Annotated in this window: 18 protein-coding genes; 5 read left to right on the top strand and 13 right to left on the bottom strand. The window is 34.9% G+C overall.

Annotated features, from left to right (window positions below):
* The first annotated feature begins 178 nt into the window (after positions 1-178).
* From ABI657_RS00665 to ABI657_RS00655, 3 genes are all read left to right on the top strand, one after another.
* Positions 179-1,984 carry a hypothetical protein gene (locus tag ABI657_RS00665; protein WP_348095302.1) on the top strand — a complete coding sequence of 602 codons (1,806 nt, stop codon included), beginning with the start codon at positions 179-181 and terminating at the stop codon, positions 1,982-1,984.
* A 24-nt stretch (positions 1,985-2,008) separates the two neighbouring features.
* Positions 2,009-3,373, top strand: a complete 1,365-nt coding sequence (gene hemN, locus ABI657_RS00660) for an oxygen-independent coproporphyrinogen III oxidase (RefSeq protein WP_348095301.1) — start codon at positions 2,009-2,011, stop codon at positions 3,371-3,373.
* Positions 3,374-3,598: 225 nt separating this feature from the next.
* Positions 3,599-5,338 (top strand): NACHT domain-containing protein, encoded by a 1,740-nt coding sequence (locus ABI657_RS00655; protein WP_348095300.1) that lies wholly within the window; start codon positions 3,599-3,601, stop codon positions 5,336-5,338.
* A 386-nt stretch (positions 5,339-5,724) separates the two neighbouring features.
* Here the strand turns inward: ABI657_RS00655 and ABI657_RS00650 are convergent, their stop codons facing one another.
* From ABI657_RS00650 to ABI657_RS00615, 8 genes are all read right to left on the bottom strand, one after another.
* Positions 5,725-6,426 (bottom strand): sulfite exporter TauE/SafE family protein, encoded by a 702-nt coding sequence (locus tag ABI657_RS00650; protein WP_348095299.1) that lies wholly within the window; start codon positions 6,424-6,426, stop codon positions 5,725-5,727.
* 159 nt (positions 6,427-6,585) lie between these two features.
* Positions 6,586-7,035: a FixH family protein gene (locus ABI657_RS00645; RefSeq protein WP_348095298.1), complete on the bottom strand. Its 450-nt coding sequence runs from the start codon at positions 7,033-7,035 to the stop codon at positions 6,586-6,588.
* Positions 7,036-7,048: 13 nt separating this feature from the next.
* A complete protein-coding gene (gene ccoG / locus ABI657_RS00640) occupies positions 7,049-8,467 on the bottom strand; it encodes a cytochrome c oxidase accessory protein CcoG (protein WP_348095297.1) in 1,419 nt (472 codons plus the stop codon).
* Positions 8,468-8,472: 5 nt separating this feature from the next.
* Entirely contained in the window at positions 8,473-9,417 is a 945-nt protein-coding gene (locus ABI657_RS00635; protein WP_348095296.1) for a cbb3-type cytochrome c oxidase N-terminal domain-containing protein, read from the bottom strand.
* Positions 9,418-9,435: 18 nt separating this feature from the next.
* Positions 9,436-9,615, bottom strand: a complete 180-nt coding sequence (locus tag ABI657_RS00630; protein ID WP_348095295.1) for a CcoQ/FixQ family Cbb3-type cytochrome c oxidase assembly chaperone — start codon at positions 9,613-9,615, stop codon at positions 9,436-9,438.
* Between the two features lie 7 nt (positions 9,616-9,622).
* On the bottom strand, positions 9,623-11,809 hold the full coding sequence (ccoN, locus tag ABI657_RS00625) for a cytochrome-c oxidase, cbb3-type subunit I (RefSeq protein WP_348095294.1): 2,187 nt from the start codon (positions 11,807-11,809) through the stop codon (positions 9,623-9,625).
* Between the two features lie 2 nt (positions 11,810-11,811).
* On the bottom strand, positions 11,812-12,003 hold the full coding sequence (gene ccoS, locus ABI657_RS00620) for a cbb3-type cytochrome oxidase assembly protein CcoS (protein WP_348095293.1): 192 nt from the start codon (positions 12,001-12,003) through the stop codon (positions 11,812-11,814).
* An 80-nt stretch (positions 12,004-12,083) separates the two neighbouring features.
* Positions 12,084-14,498, bottom strand: a complete 2,415-nt coding sequence (locus ABI657_RS00615) for a heavy metal translocating P-type ATPase metal-binding domain-containing protein (protein ID WP_348095292.1) — start codon at positions 14,496-14,498, stop codon at positions 12,084-12,086.
* 207 nt (positions 14,499-14,705) lie between these two features.
* Here ABI657_RS00615 and ABI657_RS00610 point away from each other — a divergent pair, with 207 nt between their 5' ends.
* A complete protein-coding gene (locus ABI657_RS00610; protein WP_348095291.1) occupies positions 14,706-15,386 on the top strand; it encodes a Crp/Fnr family transcriptional regulator in 681 nt (226 codons plus the stop codon).
* A gap of 271 nt (positions 15,387-15,657) precedes the next feature.
* Positions 15,658-16,887 carry a PQQ-dependent sugar dehydrogenase gene (locus tag ABI657_RS00605; protein ID WP_348095290.1) on the top strand — a complete coding sequence of 410 codons (1,230 nt, stop codon included), beginning with the start codon at positions 15,658-15,660 and terminating at the stop codon, positions 16,885-16,887.
* A 99-nt stretch (positions 16,888-16,986) separates the two neighbouring features.
* Here the strand turns inward: ABI657_RS00605 and ABI657_RS00600 are convergent, their stop codons facing one another.
* The 5 genes from ABI657_RS00600 to ABI657_RS00580 all read right to left on the bottom strand — a co-directional run bounded on the left by ABI657_RS00600 (position 16,987) and on the right by ABI657_RS00580 (position 22,612).
* Positions 16,987-17,481, bottom strand: coding sequence for a DNA-deoxyinosine glycosylase (locus tag ABI657_RS00600; RefSeq protein WP_348095289.1), 495 nt, complete (start codon positions 17,479-17,481; stop codon positions 16,987-16,989).
* Positions 17,482-17,594: 113 nt separating this feature from the next.
* Positions 17,595-18,167: a ferritin-like domain-containing protein gene (locus ABI657_RS00595; protein WP_348095288.1), complete on the bottom strand. Its 573-nt coding sequence runs from the start codon at positions 18,165-18,167 to the stop codon at positions 17,595-17,597.
* 18 nt (positions 18,168-18,185) lie between these two features.
* On the bottom strand, positions 18,186-20,327 hold the full coding sequence (locus tag ABI657_RS00590) for a catalase (RefSeq protein WP_348095287.1): 2,142 nt from the start codon (positions 20,325-20,327) through the stop codon (positions 18,186-18,188).
* 234 nt (positions 20,328-20,561) lie between these two features.
* A complete protein-coding gene (locus tag ABI657_RS00585; RefSeq protein ID WP_348095286.1) occupies positions 20,562-21,218 on the bottom strand; it encodes a DUF6766 family protein in 657 nt (218 codons plus the stop codon).
* Positions 21,219-21,388: 170 nt separating this feature from the next.
* Positions 21,389-22,612 (bottom strand): response regulator, encoded by a 1,224-nt coding sequence (locus tag ABI657_RS00580; RefSeq protein WP_348095285.1) that lies wholly within the window; start codon positions 22,610-22,612, stop codon positions 21,389-21,391.
* Positions 22,613-22,620: the final 8 nt, after the last annotated feature.

Raw genomic sequence — 22,620 nt, 5'->3', positions numbered from 1 at the left:
AATGGTTCAGACGTACAAAAATATTCATAAAATACTTCTTCATTATTTTGTAAGAATGTATTTACTATGGTTGGATTATGGATTATTGTATAATTTCAGTTTTATGTGAGTCATGATATTTATCATATTATTAAAGCCCATTGTTTTTAATATTTGCTACATAAATTTTTTATTACAAATGAAACATCAGCTTCAAAATTTTTATATTCCTGTAATGGGATTAGCCTATACGATTGATAGTCCCATTCGGGTGGCACATTTAGGCGTAAACTCTGTAATTTCTATCATTGATGATGAACTTATGGAAAAAATGAATTCTTTCTACAGTAAAAAGTTTCATTTTCCCTATACGGAGATTACAACTAAAATACAGGACTATCGTGCAGAGCGAACTAAATCCTATCTGAACCTTGTCAGTAAAATTGTCGAACAGAAGTACCATGATTTTTGCGCTGAAATTGCCGAAAACAAAGAGCATCTCCTAATTTTTTTAGAAACATTGCCTCAGGCTTCCACTATAAAAAATGGCATTAAAGAAATTATTTCGAAAAACTCGGATTCATTTGATCAGGTAAAAAATTACATCAGCCAGTATTTCAATCCTGGAAGCATCGATGTAAATATTATGACTAAAGTTGATAAGACGAATTATAAAAAAGGGGAGGCTTTAGCTCCTGTTTTTAATGATGCCCATGCTGCCTTGCGTGGTTTTGCAGAAAGTGAATTGAACTCGTCGCTGGTACTTTCAGCGGGAATGAATCCGTCTCTTTATAATTACATTTCAGAATTCAAAGATTTTTTTCCGGATAAAAATGGCCTGCTAAAAAAGAAAATAATCCTCAAAGTAAGTGATTTTCGTTCGGCTCTTATTCAGGGAAATTATCTCGCCAAAAAAGGAATCTGGGTTTCTGAATACCGAATAGAATCCGGATTGAATTGCGGCGGTCATGCTTTTGCGACTGATGGGCTTTTATTAGGACCTATTATGGAAGAGTTCAAAATCAGAAAAGAAGAACTTATAACATCCATGCATCAATTAATGATTACTGCTTTTTCTCAAAAGGGAATTCCGGTTCCCAATCAGCCATTGGATTTGAAAATTACGGTTCAGGGTGGTGTTGGAACTGCTGAAGAACATCAATTTCTATTGCAAAACTATACTGTTGATGCAGTAGGTTGGGGTTCTCCTTTTTTATTGGTTCCTGAAGCAACTTCTACAGATGAAACTACCCGAAAATTACTGATGAAAGCCTCCGAAAAAGATTTTTACAGAAGTGCGATTTCACCATTGGGGGTTCCGTTTAATACTGTAAAAGGAACAACAAACGAAGAAATTAAAAAGCATCGCATCGCAAAAAATAAAGCCGGAAGTTCCTGCCCGAAAAAGCTTTTAGCCTTGAATACTGATTACGCAAAAGAAGGGATTTGCACCGCTTCCAGAAAACACCAACAGCTCAAATTACAGGAATTAGAAAACCAAAAAGGAACTATTTCTTTAGCAAAATGGAAAGAAAAAGAAGCAGAAATTACCGTAAAATCCTGTTTGTGCGTAGGGCTGGCCAACACCGCTTATCTTGAAAATGATATTGAGATAAAAGGCGAAAAACAAGGTGTGGTAATCTGCCCCGGACCCAATTTGGCTTATTTTGACAAAGAAGTTTCATTAAGGGAAATGACCAGGCATATCAACGGGTATGAATCTGTTTTGGCTAAAGTTTATCGTCCCAATATGTTTATCAACGAACTTCAGCTGTATGTCGATTATCTGAAAGAAGAAATCGAAAAAACAATGGAAGTCACCAAAAAGAATATTAAAAAATGGCAGTCTTTCAAAGCCAATATGTTAGATGGTATCGCTTATTATAATTCCACTTTTGATCAAACTGCTTTTTTTAAATCGGAAAAGAATATTTTAAACAGGGAACTTTTTTATTATCAGGAACAGATTGAACGCATTGAAATACCTGTTGAATCAAATAATTAGTTTCTAAATTCTAAAATTACGATTATGTCACAGTCTTTGATTCAAAAATACAATGTTCCGGGACCCAGATACACCAGTTATCCAACGGTGCCTTATTGGAAAGATACTGATTTTACAGAACAAAAATGGATAGCATCTTTTCAGCAATCATTCGAAGAAAGCAATTCAAAAAACGGAATCAGTCTGTACATTCATTTGCCTTTTTGCGAAAGTATGTGCACATTTTGCGGATGTAACAAACGGATAACCAAAAACCATTCGGTTGAAGAAACTTACATTCAGGCACTTTTAAAAGAATGGAGTTTGTATTGTAATTTGTTTTCTGAAAGACCCAATATCAAAGAAATTCATTTAGGCGGAGGAACACCTACATTTTTTTCAAAAAACAATCTGGAGCAACTTATCAACGGCATTTTTTCGTATGCCAATAAAGCCAAAAACTACGAATTTAGTTTTGAAGGGCATCCCAATAATACTACGTACGAACAGCTTCAAAAACTATATGATTTAGGCTTTCGCCGGGTCAGTTTTGGTGTTCAGGATTATGCCGAAAAAGTGCAGAAAGCCATTCACAGGATTCAGCCTTTTCATAATGTGGCTAAAGTGACTTTTTGGGCAAAAGAAATTGGATACACTTCTATTGGACACGATATTATTTTTGGATTGCCTTTTCAAACTATTGAAGATGTTGTGGATACTATCGAAAAAACAAATTCCTTAAAACCTGACCGACTGGCGTTTTACAGCTATGCCCATACGCCCTGGATAAAAGGAAACGGACAGCGTGGATTTAATGACGAAGATCTTCCAAAAGATGCTGAAAAAAGAAAACTCTATGAAGTTGGAAAACAATTGCTTTCTAAAAACGGCTATCACGAAATTGGTATGGATCATTTTGCTTTAGAATCTGACAGTTTGTATACCGCAAGACAAAATCAGGAATTGCACAGAAATTTTATGGGTTATAGTGCTTCAAAAACACAATTGATGATTGGATTGGGCGTTTCATCGATCAGTGATAGTTGGTACGGTTTTGCCCAGAACACAAAAAATCTGGAAGATTATTATCAGCTATTGGAATGGGATAAATTGCCTGTTGTAAAAGGACATATTCTGGATGAGGAAGATTTAATCATCCGAAAACATATCTTGAATTTAACCTGTAATTTTGAAACTTCCTGGAACGACAAAGCTTTTTATTTTGACGAAATTGAAAGTATTTTATCTGAATTAAAAGAAATGGAAAACGATAACCTGATTGTGATCGAAGAAAATAAAATCACAATCACAGAAGCAGGAAGACCATTTGTACGTAATATTTGTATGGCTTTTGATCTGCATCTGAAAAGAAAATCTCCGGAAACCAATCTGTTTTCGATGACGGTTTAAGACTGTCAAAAATCTCCTGAAATTTCCTTTTGTGTCAATTCAACGTGCATAATGTCTTTTGATAATTTTGTAAATAAATCTTTATATATTAGCTGAATTATAAAATCTAAAGTTGTCAGATTTATATACACGAATCAGCGTAGATAAATCTGATTTTTTCAGGCTTATTACAAGATATATGCAATGCTACGGAAAATTCAAACACTAAGAAAACATAAAATAACTATGGACATAAGCATTACTGACTTCAAAAAGCTGGCAGAAGGCCCAATTTCTACAATTATTAAAAAGGTTGGCATCGAATTACAGCAAATCACTCAGAATAGGCTGCTCGAATATCAGACAATTGAATACAGAAAAAATTATTTTACCAAAACATTACTTCATAGAACTGAGCCTGTGAGGCTTATGGATTTTTACCAACCTTTGTTCATCACTCCTCAAACTTCAATAAATTCGTTGAAAAAGTCTAAAAAACTTAGTACTGCGAATGTTTCTAATCTATTCGAAAAAACAAAATATATTACATTAATTGGAAGTGCAGGTAGTGGTAAAAGCACAATTGTAAAATATCTATTTATTAATAGTGTTGAGATATCGTTTAAGATTCCAATAAAGATTGAGTTAAGATATTTAAACGAATATAAAGGAGGAATCGTAAATTATATTTTTAATGAAATATTCTTATTTCAAAAGCTAGGCTTAACTCAAGAGATTATCGAACGCCTTCTTAATAGTGACAGTTTTATTTTCTTTTTTGACGGTTATGACGAAATTAACTCGACCATAAAAGAGTCCGTTACCCGCGATATTGATGGATTTATTAGCCGTTTTCCAGAAAATAATTATTTGATTACTTCTAGACCATATACGAATATTGATACTTTACCACTTTTTTCCAATTATGAAGTCTGTGATTTAGATGATAATGAAATCAGAACATTTGTAAAAAAACAAGTTTCCGTAGAATTAGAATTAGCCGATAAAATTAATAAGGCAATTTCAAATATGGGTAATGGTTCGTATAAGCAGTTTCTAAGTAACCCGCTACTTCTATCAATGTTTATATTAACTTTCCAATCCTATTCTGAAGTTCCTCAAAAGAAAAGTGATTTTTATGGTCAAGTATTCGATACACTTTATTCATTACATGACAGTGTTTCTAAATTATCTTATGTAAGAGAAAAATTATCTGGTTTGTCTAAGGAGAATTATGAAGATGTTCTAAGTTTGTTTTCTTGCATATCGTACTTCGATGGAAAATTTATTTTTAATCTTGAATATTTAGAAAACACTTTAAATACAATTAAATCAACGAAAAACATTCATTTCGCAAATGACAAGTTGATTGAAGATTTGCAGGTTGCAATTGGTATTTTAAATAAGGAAGGACTAGACTATACTTTTCCGCATCGATCATTACAAGAGTATTTCGCAGCAAAATATATTACTAGTTTAAGTGAAAAAAATAAAAATGTGATGTACTCGCAAATTAAGTCCTCAATAATAGGCGATTGGTTTTACGCTTTAAATAACTACAACTTTTTGACCCTACTCGCAGAATTAGATCACAATACAATGATTTTAAATTTATCGTTACCGCTAATTGAAGCTGAAATAAAATTTATTGTTGAACATCCAAAAGCTAGATTACAAGAAAAATATAATTCTTTAGCTAAATTGTATTTATGCAAAAACAATCTGCTTAATATGTCAATCCGTGAAGAGCTCATTCATTTAGAATTTTGCAAAGGTGCGGATATACCAATATATTATGATGCAATCGTCAACAATTTTCAAAGCAAAGTAAAGGATCTTATTAGTGATAAAAAGCAGTTAGATTATCAGTATAGTAATGTATTGAAAAACGGTATGAAATGGATTGAATCTATTAAGAAAAATGTAGAAGATCAAGAACTTAGTGATACTGCAATTATTAAACTTATTTCGAAATCTAAAGAATAAAAGAAAGCACTGCATATAAAAGCTATTACAACGGATTTGGGCAATGGTCTTAATGGAAAGTTGGTTTTGTACTTGGAAAATTTATGTATAATGGAAAAAACTCGCATCTTTAATCCAAAACCTCGTTTTGAGTCAGATTGTTACTAGAGCAACTTGCGTAAAATCAAAGAAAGCTAATTTGACACCAATTTTTGGTACATTGAATAAAAAATCATGACACGAAATAATCAATTTATTAGGGAATTTTTTTTAAATTTCATTAACGAACAAATTGCTAAAGGAAGATACAGTTCTAAACTGAAGTTGTAGGATTTAATGAAAGAATGGATATTGAAAATAGAGTAAGCTAATAAATAAAAAAGCTACTGCAAAAGCAGAACTCTAATTTAATGGCAATTAGAAGTACCCTGAACAAATAAACTCATAGTAGAAGGAGAAACGTAAGGAATTCCAAGACCTAAACCTCTTAGAATAAATAAAATCCCAATAATTACCGCTACATATGGAATTGCCTTTTGAATTTTATTTCTCAAAGGCAGTTGTAGCATCGAATTAACATAAACAACTGCAGTCATTAAAGGCACAGTTCCCAATCCGAATAAAATCATATACAAAATACCTAAGCTTGCACTTTGCATAGCGATGGCGCCAAACAAAGCGACATACACCATACCGCAAGGCAAAAAACCATTGAGCAGACCAATGGTAAAAAGTGATTTGTAGTTTTTGTTCCTGAACTGTTTTCCTAAACTCGATTTGAGGTGTGAAATGATTTTGTAAACGGGTTGGGAGAAATTGTATTTCGAAAATGTTTTTTCAGGAATCAGCACAATTACAATCATCAGGATTCCAATAAATATGGACATTTTCTGTTGCATTCCTGCGAGAAAAAATCCTTTTCCCAGCAACCCAAAAACCAAACCGATGGAAGCATAAGCTGTCAATCGGCCTAAATGATAGGTTATGATTTGTGTCGCTTTTTTGGTTTCGTTCTGACGATCAACGGGCAACATCATAGCGATTGGCCCGCACATTCCGATGCAGTGAAAACTACTGATTAAACCCAATATAAAAGCAGTGTACAGCATTTTATTTTAATTTTTTAACAACAGATTTATTGACTAAAAGGATTTAAAAATCTGCTGAATCTGCTAAATCTGCGTGAAAATTTAGGCTCGCAGATTTTGCTGATTATGCAGATTCAAAAACTAAAAATAACTTTGAAATCAGTTTAACTGCATCTATTTTTAATTTACATAAATAACCTCTTTGGTCAAGTATTTTTTTCCTTCGTATTGCCATTCAATATCGACTTTCCATTGTCCTTTGATTAATTTGTTTTTTGGAATTAACAAACCCCAATTATTCAAAGCAATTGGCGTGTTAAAATCAAACTTTTTATTGGATGCCCTATACAACAATACATTTCCTTTTATTTTATCAGCATCGAAAGTAGCAGGAAAAACAATTTTTACCCCTTGCTCAATAAATTGAACAGTTGGTTTTTGTTGTAAATCGTGTGCATCCTGAATGCGTTTCATCTCCTCCTGGAAATGCGAATCGTGTTTGTAATATTCTTCTACAACCAAATCGTTATCATATTTGCTGTTGGATTGTACTTCAAAAACAAAATATAAAATAAAGGTCATAAACAACCCAAAAGCAATGACTATTCCTGTTCCCCAGTTGATTTTCATATTTGTGAATTTTTTAATTGAAACTTCTTGGTCCTAAAAAGTTGGTGGTAGTAGTTTCGAGCAGTTCTTTTCCATTATAGACCCCAATTTTGACTTTGGTTTTATCACTTTCCAACAGCACTTCATCAATTTCTATAAACAAAGTTCCCTGTGATATTCCTTCTTTGATTATTTTAAAATGTCTGTTGCCAACATTGCTGATTTTGCCTTTCTGATCCATCAGTTCAAAATGAATATTACTGTACTCTTTCATTGTTTTATTGACGATTTTATAGGTATAAACATTACTGATTTTATCCCCTTTGTGTTGAAAAAGTTGTCCGGGCAAGCGTAAAATAGTAGCTTCAACATCGGTTCTTAAAAATAACATCCCAATAAAAACACTCATCAAAATCAATAGAACAGTAGTGTAACCTTTCATTCTTGCCGTGAATTTAAAAGGCGCTTTTTTCTCTATTTCATCCTCAGTGGCATATCGGATAAGACCTTTTGGCAAACCAACGGATTCCATTATGGTATCACATTCATCGATACAGGCCGTACAATTGGTACATTCCAGTTGTGTTCCGTTTCTGATGTCGATTCCCATTGGGCAAACATGTACGCATTGATGGCAATCGATACAATCTCCTTTTCCCGTTATCGTTCTGTCTTCCTTTTTATTGAATTTAGCACGGCCCATTTCTTTTTCGCCACGAACAAAATCGTACGCAACATTGATCGACTTATTGTCCAGAAGCACGCCTTGTAATCTTCCGTAAGGACAGGCGATAATACAAACCTGTTCCCGAAAAGATACAAAAACAAAATAAAAAACGGCTGTAAAAATGAGAAGTGCAATAAAATTACTGGCCTGCAATATTGGACCTTGTTCCATCATTAAAATCAGGGTATCGCTTCCTACCAAATAGGCCAGAAAAACATTCGCAATTCCAAAAGAAATCAGAAAAAAGACAAACCATTTCGTTACTCTTTTTCTGATTTTTTCCGCATTCCATTCCTGTTTCGCTAATCGTGTTTGTGCTCCGCGATCGCCGTCAATCCAATATTCTATTCTGCGGAAAACCATTTCCAGAAAAATCGTCTGCGGACAAATCCATCCACAAAAAATTCTTCCGAAAATGACAGTAAATAAAATAATGAATACAACTCCAACCAGCATGGATATCACAAACAGATACAAATCCTGTGGCCAGAATGGGAAACCGAAAATATTAAATCGACGCTCCAGAATATTGAACATCATAAACTGGTTTCCGTTAACTTTGATAAACGGGTTCGCAATTAAAATAGCCAGTAGAAAATAGCTGACCCATTTTCGGTATTCATAAAATTTACCAGACGGTTTTTTGGGAAAAATAAATTTTCGTTTACCACGTTCATCAATGGTTCCAATCGTATCTCTAAAAGCTTCGTCTGTTAAATTTAACATGATAATTATTTTTTAATCTCGGTGCTGGCTGTTGTTTCAGTTTTGAGGATTTCTTTCTTCGTTGCAGTTTCATCTTTCCAGATTTCACCATCTGGTGCTTTAGGATCTTTAGGATTGCTTCCTTGTAATGACAAAATATAACTGGCTACTTTTTGAATTTCTTTAGGTTTTAAAGTTCCTTTCCAGGAAATCATTCCTTTACCATCGCGCCCTCCGTTCGTTATGGTGTGAAATAAATTTTTGATTCCGCCTCCTAAAATCCAATGGTTGTCGGTTAGGTTAGGACCAATCTGACCTCCTGCGTCTGCTCTGTGACAGGCTGCACAATTGGTCGTGAAAATTTCTTTTCCGGCATCCAGGTCCGGAGCTTCAGTCAGTAGAACAACTGTTTTTTCATCCATTAAATCGGGAGCAGTTTTCAGGTATTCTTCGACCTCGTTTTTTGCCTGTGCCATTTCTATTTTAAGCTCCATCTCCTGATTATCCGCTCCAAATACCTCATATCTTAAAAAATAAATTACACCGAAAATGATAGAGATGTAAAATAAATACAGCCACCATGGGGGTAAATTATTATCTAATTCCTTAATGCCATCATAATCATGATCCATCAGCAAATCGCCTTCTTTTTCAATAGGCTGTGTTCTGGTCAGCTTTTGCATCAGGTTTTTATACCAATCCTTTTCTTTTAAAGCCAGACTGTCATCATATTCTTTTTTGGCTTTTTCTTCAGGAGTCATTAATTGGTACATTACCTGATTAACGGCTTTGAGCGTAATTTCGATTGCAATCAAAACAAACAGAAATACTACTAAAAATAAGAATACCATTGGAAACTTGATAAACGCAGGTCGATCGCCTGAATCGATACAATATTCTACCAAACCAAAAACAGTAAGGAAAACCAGCGGTACTCTTAGATATACAAATACTGGAAGTAATTTTTTCATTCTATTTATCTTTTGAAATTATAAAATTGAATTATCGTTTAATGGAATCTCGCTCATTTCCTGAATTTTATCTTTCTTGTAAGAGAAAACCCAAAAACCTAATCCTACGAAAAAGAAAAAGAAAATCAAGAGTGAAAGAATCGGGTAAATTTCTACACCTGCAATCGTCTCCATATTGTGTTTTATTTGTTCGAACATACTACTGTTATTTAGAAGTTTCTTTTACTTTAATATCTGTTCCAAGCCTTTGTATGTAAGCAATAAGAGCGACAATTTCCCTTTCGTTCATTGGAACAAATTTTTCTCCTTTGGCTAACGCTCTTTTTTTGCTTTCCTCATAACTTTTTACAAAATCAGGATCATTTTTCAGATTGTTTTCTATCGAAATCGCTTGTTTTCTCAAGTCCTTCAACCCATTGGAAACTTCAGCATCCGAATAGGGAACTCCTAATGAAACCATAGCTTCCATCTTCTTTTGCGTCAATGAAATATTCATTGGTTCATTATCAAAAAGCCATTTATAACCTGGCATAATAGATCCTGCAGAAGTACTTTGTGGATTCCAGAAATGGTTGAAATGCCAGTTGTCGTTGTATTTTCCACCAACCCTTTGCAAATCAGGTCCTGTACGTTTTGATCCCCAAAGAAATGGGTGATCGTACACAAATTCCCCAGCTTTTGCCTGTGGTCCGTAACGCTCGACTTCACTTCTAAATGGTCGTACAGATTGTGAATGGCATCCCACACAACCTTCACGAATGTATAAATCACGACCTTCCAATTCTAAAGGCGTATATGGTTTCACGCTGGAAATGGTAGGAATATTTGATTTCACCATAATAGTTGGTACAATCTGTATAATTCCACCAATCAAAATCGCCACTGTGGCCAAAATGGTCAGCTGAATTGGTTTTCTTTCCAACCAGCTATGAAATTTTTCTCCATTAATTCTACTGCTTTTAATCGTTTGCAAAGCGGGAGCCTGAGCCAGTTCGTCTTCGATTTTATTCCCTGATCGAATGGTCATAATGATGTTGTAAACTAAAACCAGCATTCCGATCAGGTACATTGTTCCGCCAATCGCTCTCATCCAGTACATTGGCATAATCTGCGTAACGGTTTCCAGAAAATTACCATAAGTTAAAGTTCCGTCCGGATTGAATTGTTTCCACATTGAAGCCTGAAGAAAACCTGCGACATACATCGGTACGGTATATAAAATAATTCCTAAAGTCCCGATCCAGAAATGGAAATTGGCTAATTTATTCGAGAATAATTTGCTTTTTGTCATTCGTGGAATCAGCCAGTAAATGATACCAAAAGACATAAATCCGTTCCAGGCCAAAGCACCTACGTGTACGTGAGCAACGATCCAGTCCGTATAATGCGCTATGGCGTTTACGTTTTTCAACGAAAGCATCGGACCTTCAAAAGTCGCCATTCCGTAACCTGTAATCGCTACTACAAAAAACTTCAAAACCGGTTCTTCACGAACTTTATCCCAGGCACCTCTTAAAGTTAACAGTCCGTTTATCATTCCACCCCAGGAAGGAGCAAGCAGCATTATTGAGAATGCGACACCTAAGTTCTGAGCCCAGTTGGGCAAAGCCGAATACAATAAATGGTGAGGTCCTGCCCAGATGTAAATAAATATCAAAGACCAAAAATGAATAATTGACAAACGATAAGAATACACGGGACGATTTGCTACTTTGGGAACAAAATAATACATCAGTCCTAGAAATGGAGTCGTCAGGAAAAATGCTACTGCATTATGGCCGTACCACCATTGTACCAAAGCATCCTGAACCCCTGCGTAAACCGAGTAACTTTTCCAAAATGAAACCGGAATTTCGATATTGTTGAAAATATGCAGAACGGCAACGGTAACAAATGTGGCAAGGTAAAACCAAATGGCGACGTACAAATGGCGCTCTCTTCGACGCAGTATGGTACCAATCATATTGATTCCCATTACGACCCAAATCAATGCAATTGCAATATCAATAGGCCATTCTAATTCTGCATATTCTTTTGAAGAGGTATATCCCAAAGGAAGCGTAATGGCAGCTGCCAAGATAATAAGCTGCCAGCCCCAAAAGTGTACATTGCTTAAAAAATCACTGAACATTCTGGCTTTCAGCAAGCGTTGTAAGGAATAATACATTCCGGCAAAAAAGGCATTCCCGACAAAGGCAAAAATTACCGCATTGGTATGTAAAGGTCTTAGTCGCCCGTAACTTAGCCATGATATTCCGTCAGTGATGTTGGGAAAAAGGTACATAACCGCTAAGGTTAGCCCTACTAACATTCCGACTACCCCAAAAAGAATGGTAGCGTAAATGAATTTCTTTACAATTTTGTTATCATAATAAAACTGTTCCATTTCCATAATTATACTTGTTTTTCTTTGGTTGTTGATTGATTATTTTGGGAAGTTATTTTGGTTTCGTCATCAAAAAGCATTCTGACGGATGGCGTGTAATCATCATCGTATTGTCCCGACTTTACTGCAATTATGAAAGCAATGAAGAAACAGATGGCAACGAAAATACTGACTGAAATCAACAGGTAAATGACACTCATATCCTTTAATTATTTTGACAAAATTAGTGTGGTCTATTTTCTTAAAATATGATAAATATCATACTATGATGTGATCCTTATTATTTTTGATTTGCATAAAAATTACTCATAAGAGTAACAAAACTTACAATTGTAATAGTGCTTAAGGGCATAATGATTGCGGCAACCAACGGCAATAAATTTCCAGTAATGGCAAAGCCCAAACCGATAATATTATACAGCAATGAAAGCACAAAGCTCATCTTGATGATGTTGATGGATTTTTGAGATAATTTCAAAAAATAATCCAAATGTGAAAATTCACTGGCATCTAAAATAGCATCACAGGCAGGAGAAAACACATTGACATTTTCTGAAATTGAAATCCCTACATTACTTTGTGCCAAGGCTCCGGCATCATTTAATCCATCGCCAACCATCATTACATTGAATCCTTTTTCCTGTAATTGTTTGATGTAATGGAGTTTTTGCTCGGGTTTTTGATTGAAAATTAATTCGGTGTTTGTAGGCAAAATGGTTGCAAGAGCGGCTCTTTCACCATCATTATCTCCCGAAAGAATTTTTATCTGATAGTTTTTACTTAAATCAAAAAACAGTTTTTCAAGCCCGTTTCTGTATTGGTTTTCAAAAATGAATTTGCCGTAATATGTTCCGTCAATTTTAATGTGAATAGCTGTTTTTTCCCTTTCTGTAATTTCTAAAATTGGTACGTTAACAAATTTTGCAGAACCCAGCTGAACCATTTGATTGTTGATGAGACACTGAATTCCTTTACCGGTTATTTCCTGAAAATCATCAATCTTACTCTTTTTGGTTTCAGGTAAAAAATCATACAACATTCGGCTTAACGGATGATTGGAAGCTCGTAATGCATTTTTTATAAGAATATTGTTTTCATCAGAAAGTGCTGATTCTGGCTTCTCTCCTTTGGAGAGGTTTGGAGAGGATTCATAGAGAATATTCGATTTTTTATTGGTGGTAATAGTTCCCGTTTTATCAAAAACAATAGTATCAACTTTTGCCAATTGCTCAATGACCAAGGCATTTTTAAGATACAATTTCTGTTTGCCCAAGATTCTTAAAATATTTCCGAAAGTAAACGGAGCGGTCAATGCCAATGCGCAAGGACAAGCCACAATCAATACCGCAGTAAAAACATTAAAAGCAATATTGGCATCTATAAAAATCCAATATCCAAAACCGGCAAATGCAATCAGCAGTAAAATTGGGGTAAAATACCGACTTATTGCATCTGTTATGGTTTTGTGTTTTTGATTGACTTTTTTCTGAAAAATTTCATTGCTCCAGAGTTGTGTGAGATAACTTTGGGAAACTGAATGAAGGACTTCCATTTCAATGATTTTACCTATATGTTTGCCTCCTGCGAAGATTTTATTACCTGAATTTTTGGTAACAGGAATGGCTTCTCCCGTTACAAAACTATAATCGATTTCGGCTTTTTCGCTTATTAAAATACCATCAACGGGAATCAATTCCTGATTGCGGATCAACAGTCGGTTTCCTTTAATAATATCATAAACCGGAACGCTTTCTTCGGATGAATCGGTATTGATTCGGGTGACTGCAATAGGAAAATAGGATTTGAAATCTCTTTCGAAACTTAGAAAACTATAGGTTTTGGTCTGAAACATTTTTCCTAGTAACATAAAGAAAATCAGGCCGGTGAGGCTGTCAAAAAATCCGGGGCCATAATCCATCAGAATGTCAAAGGTACTTCTTACAAACATGACGATAATCCCTAATGCAATCGGAATATCAATGTTTAACATTCTGGTTTTAATGCTATGATAAGCAGAAATGTAATAACCTCTTGCCGAATAAAGAAAACTGGGCAATGCCAGAACAAAAATCAAAAACCTGAAAAACGGTTTGTAATTGTCCAGCCAGAATTCCCTGATTTCAAAATATTCCGGAAACGAAAGCAGCATAATATTTCCAAAACAGAAAAAAGCAACACCGAGTCTATAAGTAAGCGTTCTGTCGATATTTTTTTTACCCGTTTCGTAATTTTCCAGACTGATGTAAGGTTCATAACCGATAGAACTCAATAAACAGGCAACTTCCTTAAGTGAAATAGTATCAGAATTAAATGTGATTCGGACTCTCTTCTCAGGAAAATTAACTTGTGAAGTACTGATTCCGCTTTGTATTTTATTCAGGTTTTCTAAAATCCAGATGCAGGAACTACAATGAATATGTGGAATATTTAACGAAACAATAGCAGTGTTTTCTTCCTGAAACTCCAGCAACTTTGAAAGAATGGATTCATTATCCAGAAAATCATATTTTCCCTGAATATCCTGTGGACTGGCTCCGGGAGATTTTTCAAAATCGTAATAAGAAGTTAAATCGTGAAGGCTGAAAATTTCATAAACCGTTTTACAGCCGTTACAGCAGAACTCTTTTTGATCAAAATAAATGATTTCGTTTTCAGGAATGGTCAATCCGCAATGAAAACAACTTTGCCCGCTCATAACTTTGCTTTTTTACCCTACAAAGGTTGTAATAGCAAAAGGTTATAAATATGATATTTATCATAAGGAACTTAAAAGTTTGAAACTTGTAAATCAAAAGAGTTTAATGAGTTTTACTATTCAGAAAGATTATTTTCTATGAATTTTCAGTTGGTAGTAGAGTTATCAACTCGAATTATCCTTAATTTTGGAGCAAAGAATTTTACTATGAACAAATGTGACCAATGTATTGTAAGGCAGCTTAGTTCGCTAAAAGCGCTTAATAAAGAGGAAGTTGTGCAATTGGCGAATAGTAAAACGACACACACTATAAAAAAAGGTGAAGCCATTTTTGAAGAAGGCGAAGTAACCAATGGCGTTTTTTGTGTAAAAGACGGGATTGGAAAACTTTCTAAATTAAGTTCCAACGGTAAAGACCAGATCATAAAATTGGTTAAATCAGGAGAGCTTTTAGGTCAGCGCTCAATGATCAGTAACGAGCCTGCAAATTTATCAGCAAAAGCTGTTGCAGATATGGAAGTTTGTTTTATTCCTAAAAGTGAAATCATACATTTTTTTAACACTAACAATCAGTTTTCGATGAATTTGATGCAATCGGTTTGTGAAGATCTGAAAAAATCTGATGATCACATGGTTGATATGGCTCAAAAAACAGTAAAAGAAAGACTGGCAGAAACATTGTTGTATTTAAAAGATACTTTCGGTATCAGTGATGAAGGAGCTTTAAATGCGCAGCTTTCAAGAGAAGAATTAGCCGGAATAATTGGAACCGCTACCGAAAGCTGTATACGTCTTTTATCTGATTTTAATAAATCAGGACTCATTGAATTAAAAGGGAAAAAGATTTTTCTGAAAGATATCAAAAAACTCAGGCTGGAGGCAAATTAATTTATCAAAATTAACTTATGATATCCATATGTAATTGATATTTAAATAATTGTGTTGCTGTTTAACGTTTAATTGTATAAATTTAAGTTAAAATTATGTAAATTTTTTCTACCGTTTTTTTATGAAATTTGCTATTAAAATAAGACAACACTGTTTTTATAAAGTATTGTTATTGGATCAGAACCAAATTATAATACAATAAAAAAACATTGATGGTGTTTTAAATAAGGCGATAGTAATTTTATAAAATTATAATTTAATTCCCAAAACGATGAAAAACATAACCTACATTTCAATTTTCTGCAGTATACTGTTTATTTTGTCCAGTTGCTCTAATGATAAAGATCCAATCGGAAATCCAGATCCGGGAACAGTTACTGATCCAGTAGAAACAAACACACCTAATACAAGTTATCCGCCAGCATTTGAGGGGCAAACACGTATAAGTGGCCTACAAACTAACACCAGTTACGAAGGAAAAGTTATTACTACCGGTTTAAGCAAACCCTGGGGAGTAAAAACACTTCCTGATGGGAGACTTTTAGTAACTGAAAAAGCAGGACAATTACGTATTGTAACACCTTCAGGCGAAATCAGTGCTGCTATTACAGGCGTTCTTCCCGTTAATGCTTCGGGTCAGGGAGGATTATTAGGTTTATGCCTTGATCCGGACTTTGCCACTAACAGAATGATTTACTGGGTTTTTTCGCAAGCAGTAGCAGGTGGAAACATTACGGCGGTTGCCAAGGGGAAATTATCTACGGATGAGAAAAAGTTGGAAACAGTTACAGTAATTTTTAGCAGTACTCCGGCAAATTCCAGCGATCTTCATTATGGAGGACGTATCCTTTTTGATAAAAATAATAATCTGATGATCAGTACCGGGGAACGTTCTGTATTAGAGACAAGACCATTGGCTCAATCTCTTACTGCAAGCCTTGGTAAAGTTGTCAGAATTACTAAAGATGGACAGCCTGCAAGCGGTAATCCTGTTTTTAGCCAAACAGCTTTACCTGAATTATATACGTATGGACATAGAAATCCACAAGGTTTAGCTTTGCATCCGGTAACCGGAGAAGTTTGGCAGAGCGAGCATGGGCCAAGAGGAGGTGATGAGTTAAATCGTTTAAAAGCAGGTAGTAATTATGGATGGCCAACTATCACTTACGGAATCGAATATAGCGGAGAAGTTATAGGCGCAGGAATTCAAAAACAGGAAGGTATGGAACAGCCTGTTTATTATTGGGATCCGGTAATATCGCCAAGCGGAATGACATTTTATTCTGGTAACCGAGTTCCTGAATGGGAAAACAACCTTTTTATTGGAGCTTTAAGCGGTAAGCATATTGCCCGTCTTGCGATTGAAAATAATGTTGTTATAGGAGAAGAAAGACTCCTTGCTTCAGAAAATCAAAGGTTTAGAGATGTTACGCAAGGAAGTGACGGAGCATTATACGCTGTTACTGATGAAGGAAGACTTTATAAAATCGATAAAAAATAAATAATTGTCAATACTATTGACAGTAATTTTTGATAAAATTTAAAAATGATGGCGCTGTGTGGCGCCATCATTTCTTTTTAATAGCATGCCTTTAATGTTTTATAATTTTTTGGCTGTTTCTGCCAATTCTCTCCACATTTCTATTTTCTGTACAAGACTCAATCCGGCATTTAAACCGCTTGTCGAAGGCAGGATATGATAGTTTATTGTAATATAAGGTTTTGTGTATTTATAGAAAAACTTTGCAGCACTTTTACTTTCAAAAAAAACATGTCTGATATTGGGATATTTAATATGTAGGTTCTCAAAATCATTTACAATTTCGTTTTTAATTTTAGAATCACTACTGCCCTCACGCATACAGGAAGCCAGTACATTCCATAATGCAATGCCATTTGCTTTTAGTAATTCCTTACGGTCATCATAAGATTCACTATACTTTTTATCAAAAATCATAAATATTATTTTCCAGAAATGGTTTCCCTTATTTCCATAATATTGTTGCCTGGCAATTGACTGTTCTCCCGGCATTGTTCCCAGAACCAATATTTTGCTGGAGGTATGTATTAATGGGGGTAAAGCAAATTTGTGCATAGTAAATTTGATAAAATAGAAAAACATCTGCACAAAGTACAGATGTTTTCAAGTCAAAAAAAATTGAAATAAGATTTATTCTGGATGCTATTGGCGTCCAAATCATAAAATATTTATTCAGCAGCTACAGTATTGACACTATTTAAAGCGACATCATTTAATATACAGTCGGCTTCTTTTTCTTCTGCCAGTGTTTGTGTTAATAGTTTTGCAGCATCATTTTCACCAAGTGATTTGGCAAAAGCACATAAGGTACCGTAAGTTGCAATTTCATAGTGTTCAATTTTTTGCGATGCTGCTATAATACCAGCATCCCTAACTGCCCCGGGACTAGTTTCTTCCAGTATACTATCACCTTCTTTCAGCAGTCCTGCCATGGCTTCACATTTTTTTCCTTCGGCTTTCTCTCCAAGCAAATCAAAAACTTTTTCAAGTCTTGCAACCTGATTTTTTGTAATTGCAAGATGTTCTAATATAGCTCCTGACAGACCTGGATCTGTAGCGTTTTCAGCCATTTTAGGCAAAGCACCAACCAATGCATTTTCTGCCCAGTAAATGTCTTTAAGGCTGTCAATAAAAAAAGCTCTTAAATCTGTAGCGGCATCAGAAGCTGGTGCTACAAAATTATCTTTATTACTTTTAGCTCCTGCAATTTTATTTTCAGTAGGTTTCTCTGAATTTTTCATATTTTTTAATTTTAAGTGTTAAAGGTATAAGTTGGTTTCGCGTTCCCAAAAACGGTGTTCGCCCATAGCTCCGATAAAATCTTTTGCAAAAGAATCAGTTGCCGGTTCGCCGGATAAAATAATTCCTGCATCATCATTACTTATTTTAGAAGCAAATGCTGTCCCGCTTAGAATTCCTGTAGCTTCACCATCAGCTCCGATGACTTTACAGTGTTTATATGCATCGTTCAGGAATTCCAATACATCATCATTTTCTGCTAAAGTATTGACATCCAATCCATGTGGAAGATATACAGCATCAAATAAAACAGATGATGCAGTCAATAAACTGAAGTCGGCAGCAATCGCTCCGTCAGTATCAGTAAGAACTGAACCTAAATGAGGTGCAATTACCAGACCTTTTGCATCTTGTTTTAAAAGAGCACTTTTGATATTCATAACTGCGGCTTCAGAAACACCATCTGAACATATTATAGCTACTTTTCTTGAAGCAATTATAGGGGAATTGGTTGGACTTTTTAGCATTGAAAGGGCATCAGAATTGGCAACTGAAGATTCAACAGTCTGAGATTCCTGATTTCCCATTTCATTCTCAGGTGATACACCATGATTTACAGGAGTTTCAAGAACCGATGGAACTTTTGCACCCAGTCCAACTGCAACTTTTTCAGCCAGTTGGGTATCTACTTGCGAAAGAAGTCCCAACATCCTGATTCGGATTGCAGTTGTTTCTACTTTTCCAAGTTCAAAGCGTAATGCTTTTACGATATGGCTTTTTTCTACATCAGTCTGGCTGTTGAAAAATAATTTTGCCTGACCAAAATGGTCCGCAAAACTTTCGCTTCTTTCCCTTACTTTATGAGCATCAACGCGTTCATTAAAACTTGAAAAACCACCTTCAGCAATTTTTGCCTGATACGGGCAGCCTCCTCCAAGCGAATTAGGATGATAGCTTACACGGCCAACATTAATTTCCTGACGCATGTGTCCGTCACGCTGGTTGTTATGAACTGGTGCTACACTTCTGTTAATTGGAATTTCATGAAAATTAGGTCCTCCTAATCTTGAAAGTTGTGTATCTGTATAGGAAAATAATCTTCCCTGAAGCAACGGATCGTTTGAAAAATCAATTCCGGGAACAACATGTCCGGGATGAAAAGCGATTTGTTCTGTTTCAGCAAAGAAGTTATCCGGATTTTTGTTCAATACCATTCTTCCGATAATAGTTACCGGAACTAATTCTTCCGGAACCAATTTAGTTGGATCAAGTAAATCAAATTCATATTTATGTTCATCTTCTGCAGGAATTATCTGGATTCCTAATTCCCATTCCGGAAAATTACCAGTTTCAATAGCTTCCCATAAATCTTCTCTGTGAAAGTCTGAATTTTTACCTGAAATTTTTTGTGCTTCATCCCAGACTACGGCGTGCGTTCCTAATTTGGGTTTCCAATGGAATTTGACAAAAGTGGATTCATTTGCTTCATTGATCAATCGGAAAGTATGAACCCCAAAACCTTCCATCATGCGATAACTTCTTGGAATCGCACGGTCAGACATTGTCCACATAATCATGTGCATAGATTCCGGCATTAGCGAAATAAAATCCCAAAAAGTATCATGAGCTGATCCAGCCTGTGGCATTTCATGGTGTGGTTCTGGTTTTACAGCATGCACAAGATCAGGAAATTTTGAAGCATCCTGAATGAAGAATATCGGAATGTTGTTTCCAACTAAATCATAAATGCCTTCCTGAGTATAAAATTTAACAGCAAAACCTCTTACATCTCTGGCAAGGTCGGTAGAACCCTTTGATCCTGCAACTGTCGAAAATCTTGTAAAAACAGGAGTTTTTAATCCCACTTGCTGTAAAAAACCTGCTTTTGTCAATTCTGGTATAGCTTTGGTTACTTCAAAGAAACCGTGGGCTCCTGATCCTCGGGCATGTACGATTCTTTCCGGAATACGTTCGTGATCAAAATGAGTGATTTTTTCCCTTAAGATAAAATCCTCGAGCAGGGAAGGTCCGCGTTCACCTGCTTTAAGCGAATTATTATCATCATTGATACGCACCCCCTGATCAGTAGTGAGAAACTTATTTGTTCCATCTGATTTGTTGATTGACAAATCACGCTGTTTTTCGTCTTGAAAATTTTCCATATAAATGTTTTTGATTAGATTGTAGTTTTTTATTTCTGCTTGATATTTTATTTAGATTATCCGTCACATTATTAAGTGTTTATGACCGGAATTATTCAGAGTATCAAATTTAACTTTTGTATAAAAGTCAATTTTATAAGATTCACTTACAGTTTTGTACAATTACCATTTAATACAAATAAGTATTGAAATTTTAACTATGTACGTTTTTTTGCTATATGATTCGCTGATTCTTTATTCTCCTGTTTCCCTATCAGGTGCATCAACAGGTTTTGATTGTGAAGAACCAAATTGACGTAAATAAACTGAAAGAATCACAATGGCAAAAACGGAGAGGAATTCACTTTGCCAGTTCTGAAAAGATTCAAACCAAAATCGCGAATCTCCCAAATAGTCAGCTGCAGATTCGAACGGCAATCCTTTTAATGATAATTGCTCATTTTCATCTTTAAGACTTCCAAAAAAATGTGCAATAAATGATAATAAGAAGAGTACAAATAATACTATAGATAATGAATGTTTGTAAAGCAAAAGTATGAAACCTCCTTTTTTAACGGGCCAGGGCACATCTTTACGGGTAGGAGAGGGTTCTCTGTCTACTTGTTCCTCTTTGTCAAGATCTTTTGATTCTGAGGAACCTTTCTGCATTAAAAAAATGGTAGAGACAACAAATAATGCCATTTGTAAAAATTCGCTTTCCCAATTTTCAAAAGTAGCCTGAATAAAATGTCCCGAAAGCAGGTAAGAAGATAGATTTATGGCAGTGCTTCCATCTTGTATGATTTCTTTATTATGTTCCTGAAAGCCGAAATAGGTTTGCCCAATCATTGCTCCTGCGAATAATAGTAAAAAGCAGATTGATAAGCCGTTATTGCGTATAAATGTTTTCATTGTACGAAATTTTCAATCAAATTTGGTAAACAAAAATCATTTTGATTTATATAATTTAACCTATACTTTATATTTTTTTAGCTGAAATATCTCTTATAAAAAAAAACCTTTTCACTTGTGTAAAAAGGATTTTCAAACTTATTATATTTTTAATAATTTAATGAAACAAATTAACATGGAATGTAAATATTAAATGTTGCACCTTCCATTGGTTTACCGGTAGCAGAAATGATTCCATTGTGATTTTCTACAATTTTCTTTACAATGGCAAGTCCTATGCCGGTTCCATCATAGATTTCCCTGCCATGCAATCTTTGGAAAACACCAAATATTTTTTCGCTGTGCTCCGGATCAAATCCTATTCCGTTATCCTGAAAACTGATGTGGCAATAATTTTCTGTTGACAGTAATTTTTCATTTTGCAGTTCCGCCCCGCTAACAAGACGGCTTTTTATTGTAATACACAGCTGAACTTCTTTTCTGCAGAATTTAAGTGCATTATTTATCAGGTTCTCCATTAACTGAATAAAAAGAAAAGGGATTATTTTGACATCTCCATGTAATTCAGTTGTAATGAGTGCATTTTTTTCCAGTATATTCTCTCTAAGCGCATCTTTTACACTTTCAATAATAGTGTTAAGATCGGTATTCTCATATTTTCTATCAGTGATATTGGTGCGTGAAAAAGCGAGCAAATCGTTTATGAGTTCCCGCATTCTGTTGGTCGAATACAATATTCTTTCAAATCTGGCTTTACCATCAGTACTCAGATTTTGATATTCATTAGTGAGCAGCATGTTTGTAAACGTTTGGATTTTTCGTAATGGCTCCTGTAAATCATGGCTTGCAATGTAAGTAAACGCATCGAGCTCACTATTTTTCTTTTTGAGTTCAAGGGCGTGTTTTTCAATAGAAAGATATTGTTTGGCGAGTTCTTCATTAGCCTTTGTTATTTTTGCATTTAATAAGTTAGCTTCTTCTTCCCTAATTTGTAATTCCCTGTTCTTTTTATAAAGTTCTGAAAAGACCATCACTTTTGCCTGTAGTATTTCAGAAGATAATGGTTTAATCATATAATCTACAGCTCCTGACTGATATCCCTTAAAGATATAGTCTGTGGTGTTCATATTAGCTGTTAAAAAAATAATAGGAACATGTTTGAGTTTTTCGCTTTGGCGAATCATTTCGGCGGTTTCGAAACCATCCATAAGCGGCATCTGCACATCCATCAGGATGATGGCAAAGTCCTGATTTTTTAAAAGAATTCTTAGTGCATCTTTCCCTGAGGCGGCTTCCACAAATTCGTATCCGCGATCTGCAAGAATAACCTGTAAGGAAAGAAGATTTTCTTTCTTGTCATCAACCATTAATATTTTTACCGGATATTCTTCCATGATGTTTT

It is taken from the genome of Flavobacterium sp. (assembly GCF_039930565.1).
In the GTDB taxonomy this organism is placed as follows: domain Bacteria; phylum Bacteroidota; class Bacteroidia; order Flavobacteriales; family Flavobacteriaceae; genus Flavobacterium.
Note: the sequence above shows the minus strand (reverse complement) of the source record. Positions and strands in the feature narration are given on the sequence as shown.

What these genes read in the sequence shown, in the direction of transcription:
- ABI657_RS00665 (WP_348095302.1), top strand. Translation starts at nt 179, where the DNA reads ATGAAACATCAGCTTCAAAATTTTTATATTCCTGTAATGGGATTAGCC.
- hemN (WP_348095301.1), top strand. Translation starts at nt 2,009, where the DNA reads ATGTCACAGTCTTTGATTCAAAAATACAATGTTCCGGGACCCAGATAC.
- ABI657_RS00655 (WP_348095300.1), top strand. Translation starts at nt 3,599, where the DNA reads ATGGACATAAGCATTACTGACTTCAAAAAGCTGGCAGAAGGCCCAATT.
- ABI657_RS00650 (WP_348095299.1), bottom strand. Translation starts at nt 6,426, where the DNA reads ATGCTGTACACTGCTTTTATATTGGGTTTAATCAGTAGTTTTCACTGC.
- ABI657_RS00645 (WP_348095298.1), bottom strand. Translation starts at nt 7,035, where the DNA reads ATGAAAATCAACTGGGGAACAGGAATAGTCATTGCTTTTGGGTTGTTT.
- ccoG (WP_348095297.1), bottom strand. Translation starts at nt 8,467, where the DNA reads ATGTTAAATTTAACAGACGAAGCTTTTAGAGATACGATTGGAACCATT.
- ABI657_RS00635 (WP_348095296.1), bottom strand. Translation starts at nt 9,417, where the DNA reads ATGAAAAAATTACTTCCAGTATTTGTATATCTAAGAGTACCGCTGGTT.
- ABI657_RS00630 (WP_348095295.1), bottom strand. Translation starts at nt 9,615, where the DNA reads ATGTTCGAACAAATAAAACACAATATGGAGACGATTGCAGGTGTAGAA.
- ccoN (WP_348095294.1), bottom strand. Translation starts at nt 11,809, where the DNA reads ATGGAAATGGAACAGTTTTATTATGATAACAAAATTGTAAAGAAATTC.
- ccoS (WP_348095293.1), bottom strand. Translation starts at nt 12,003, where the DNA reads ATGAGTGTCATTTACCTGTTGATTTCAGTCAGTATTTTCGTTGCCATC.
- ABI657_RS00615 (WP_348095292.1), bottom strand. Translation starts at nt 14,498, where the DNA reads ATGAGCGGGCAAAGTTGTTTTCATTGCGGATTGACCATTCCTGAAAAC.
- ABI657_RS00610 (WP_348095291.1), top strand. Translation starts at nt 14,706, where the DNA reads ATGAACAAATGTGACCAATGTATTGTAAGGCAGCTTAGTTCGCTAAAA.
- ABI657_RS00605 (WP_348095290.1), top strand. Translation starts at nt 15,658, where the DNA reads ATGAAAAACATAACCTACATTTCAATTTTCTGCAGTATACTGTTTATT.
- ABI657_RS00600 (WP_348095289.1), bottom strand. Translation starts at nt 17,481, where the DNA reads ATGCACAAATTTGCTTTACCCCCATTAATACATACCTCCAGCAAAATA.
- ABI657_RS00595 (WP_348095288.1), bottom strand. Translation starts at nt 18,167, where the DNA reads ATGAAAAATTCAGAGAAACCTACTGAAAATAAAATTGCAGGAGCTAAA.
- ABI657_RS00590 (WP_348095287.1), bottom strand. Translation starts at nt 20,327, where the DNA reads ATGGAAAATTTTCAAGACGAAAAACAGCGTGATTTGTCAATCAACAAA.
- ABI657_RS00585 (WP_348095286.1), bottom strand. Translation starts at nt 21,218, where the DNA reads ATGAAAACATTTATACGCAATAACGGCTTATCAATCTGCTTTTTACTA.
- ABI657_RS00580 (WP_348095285.1), bottom strand. Translation starts at nt 22,612, where the DNA reads ATGGAAGAATATCCGGTAAAAATATTAATGGTTGATGACAAGAAAGAA.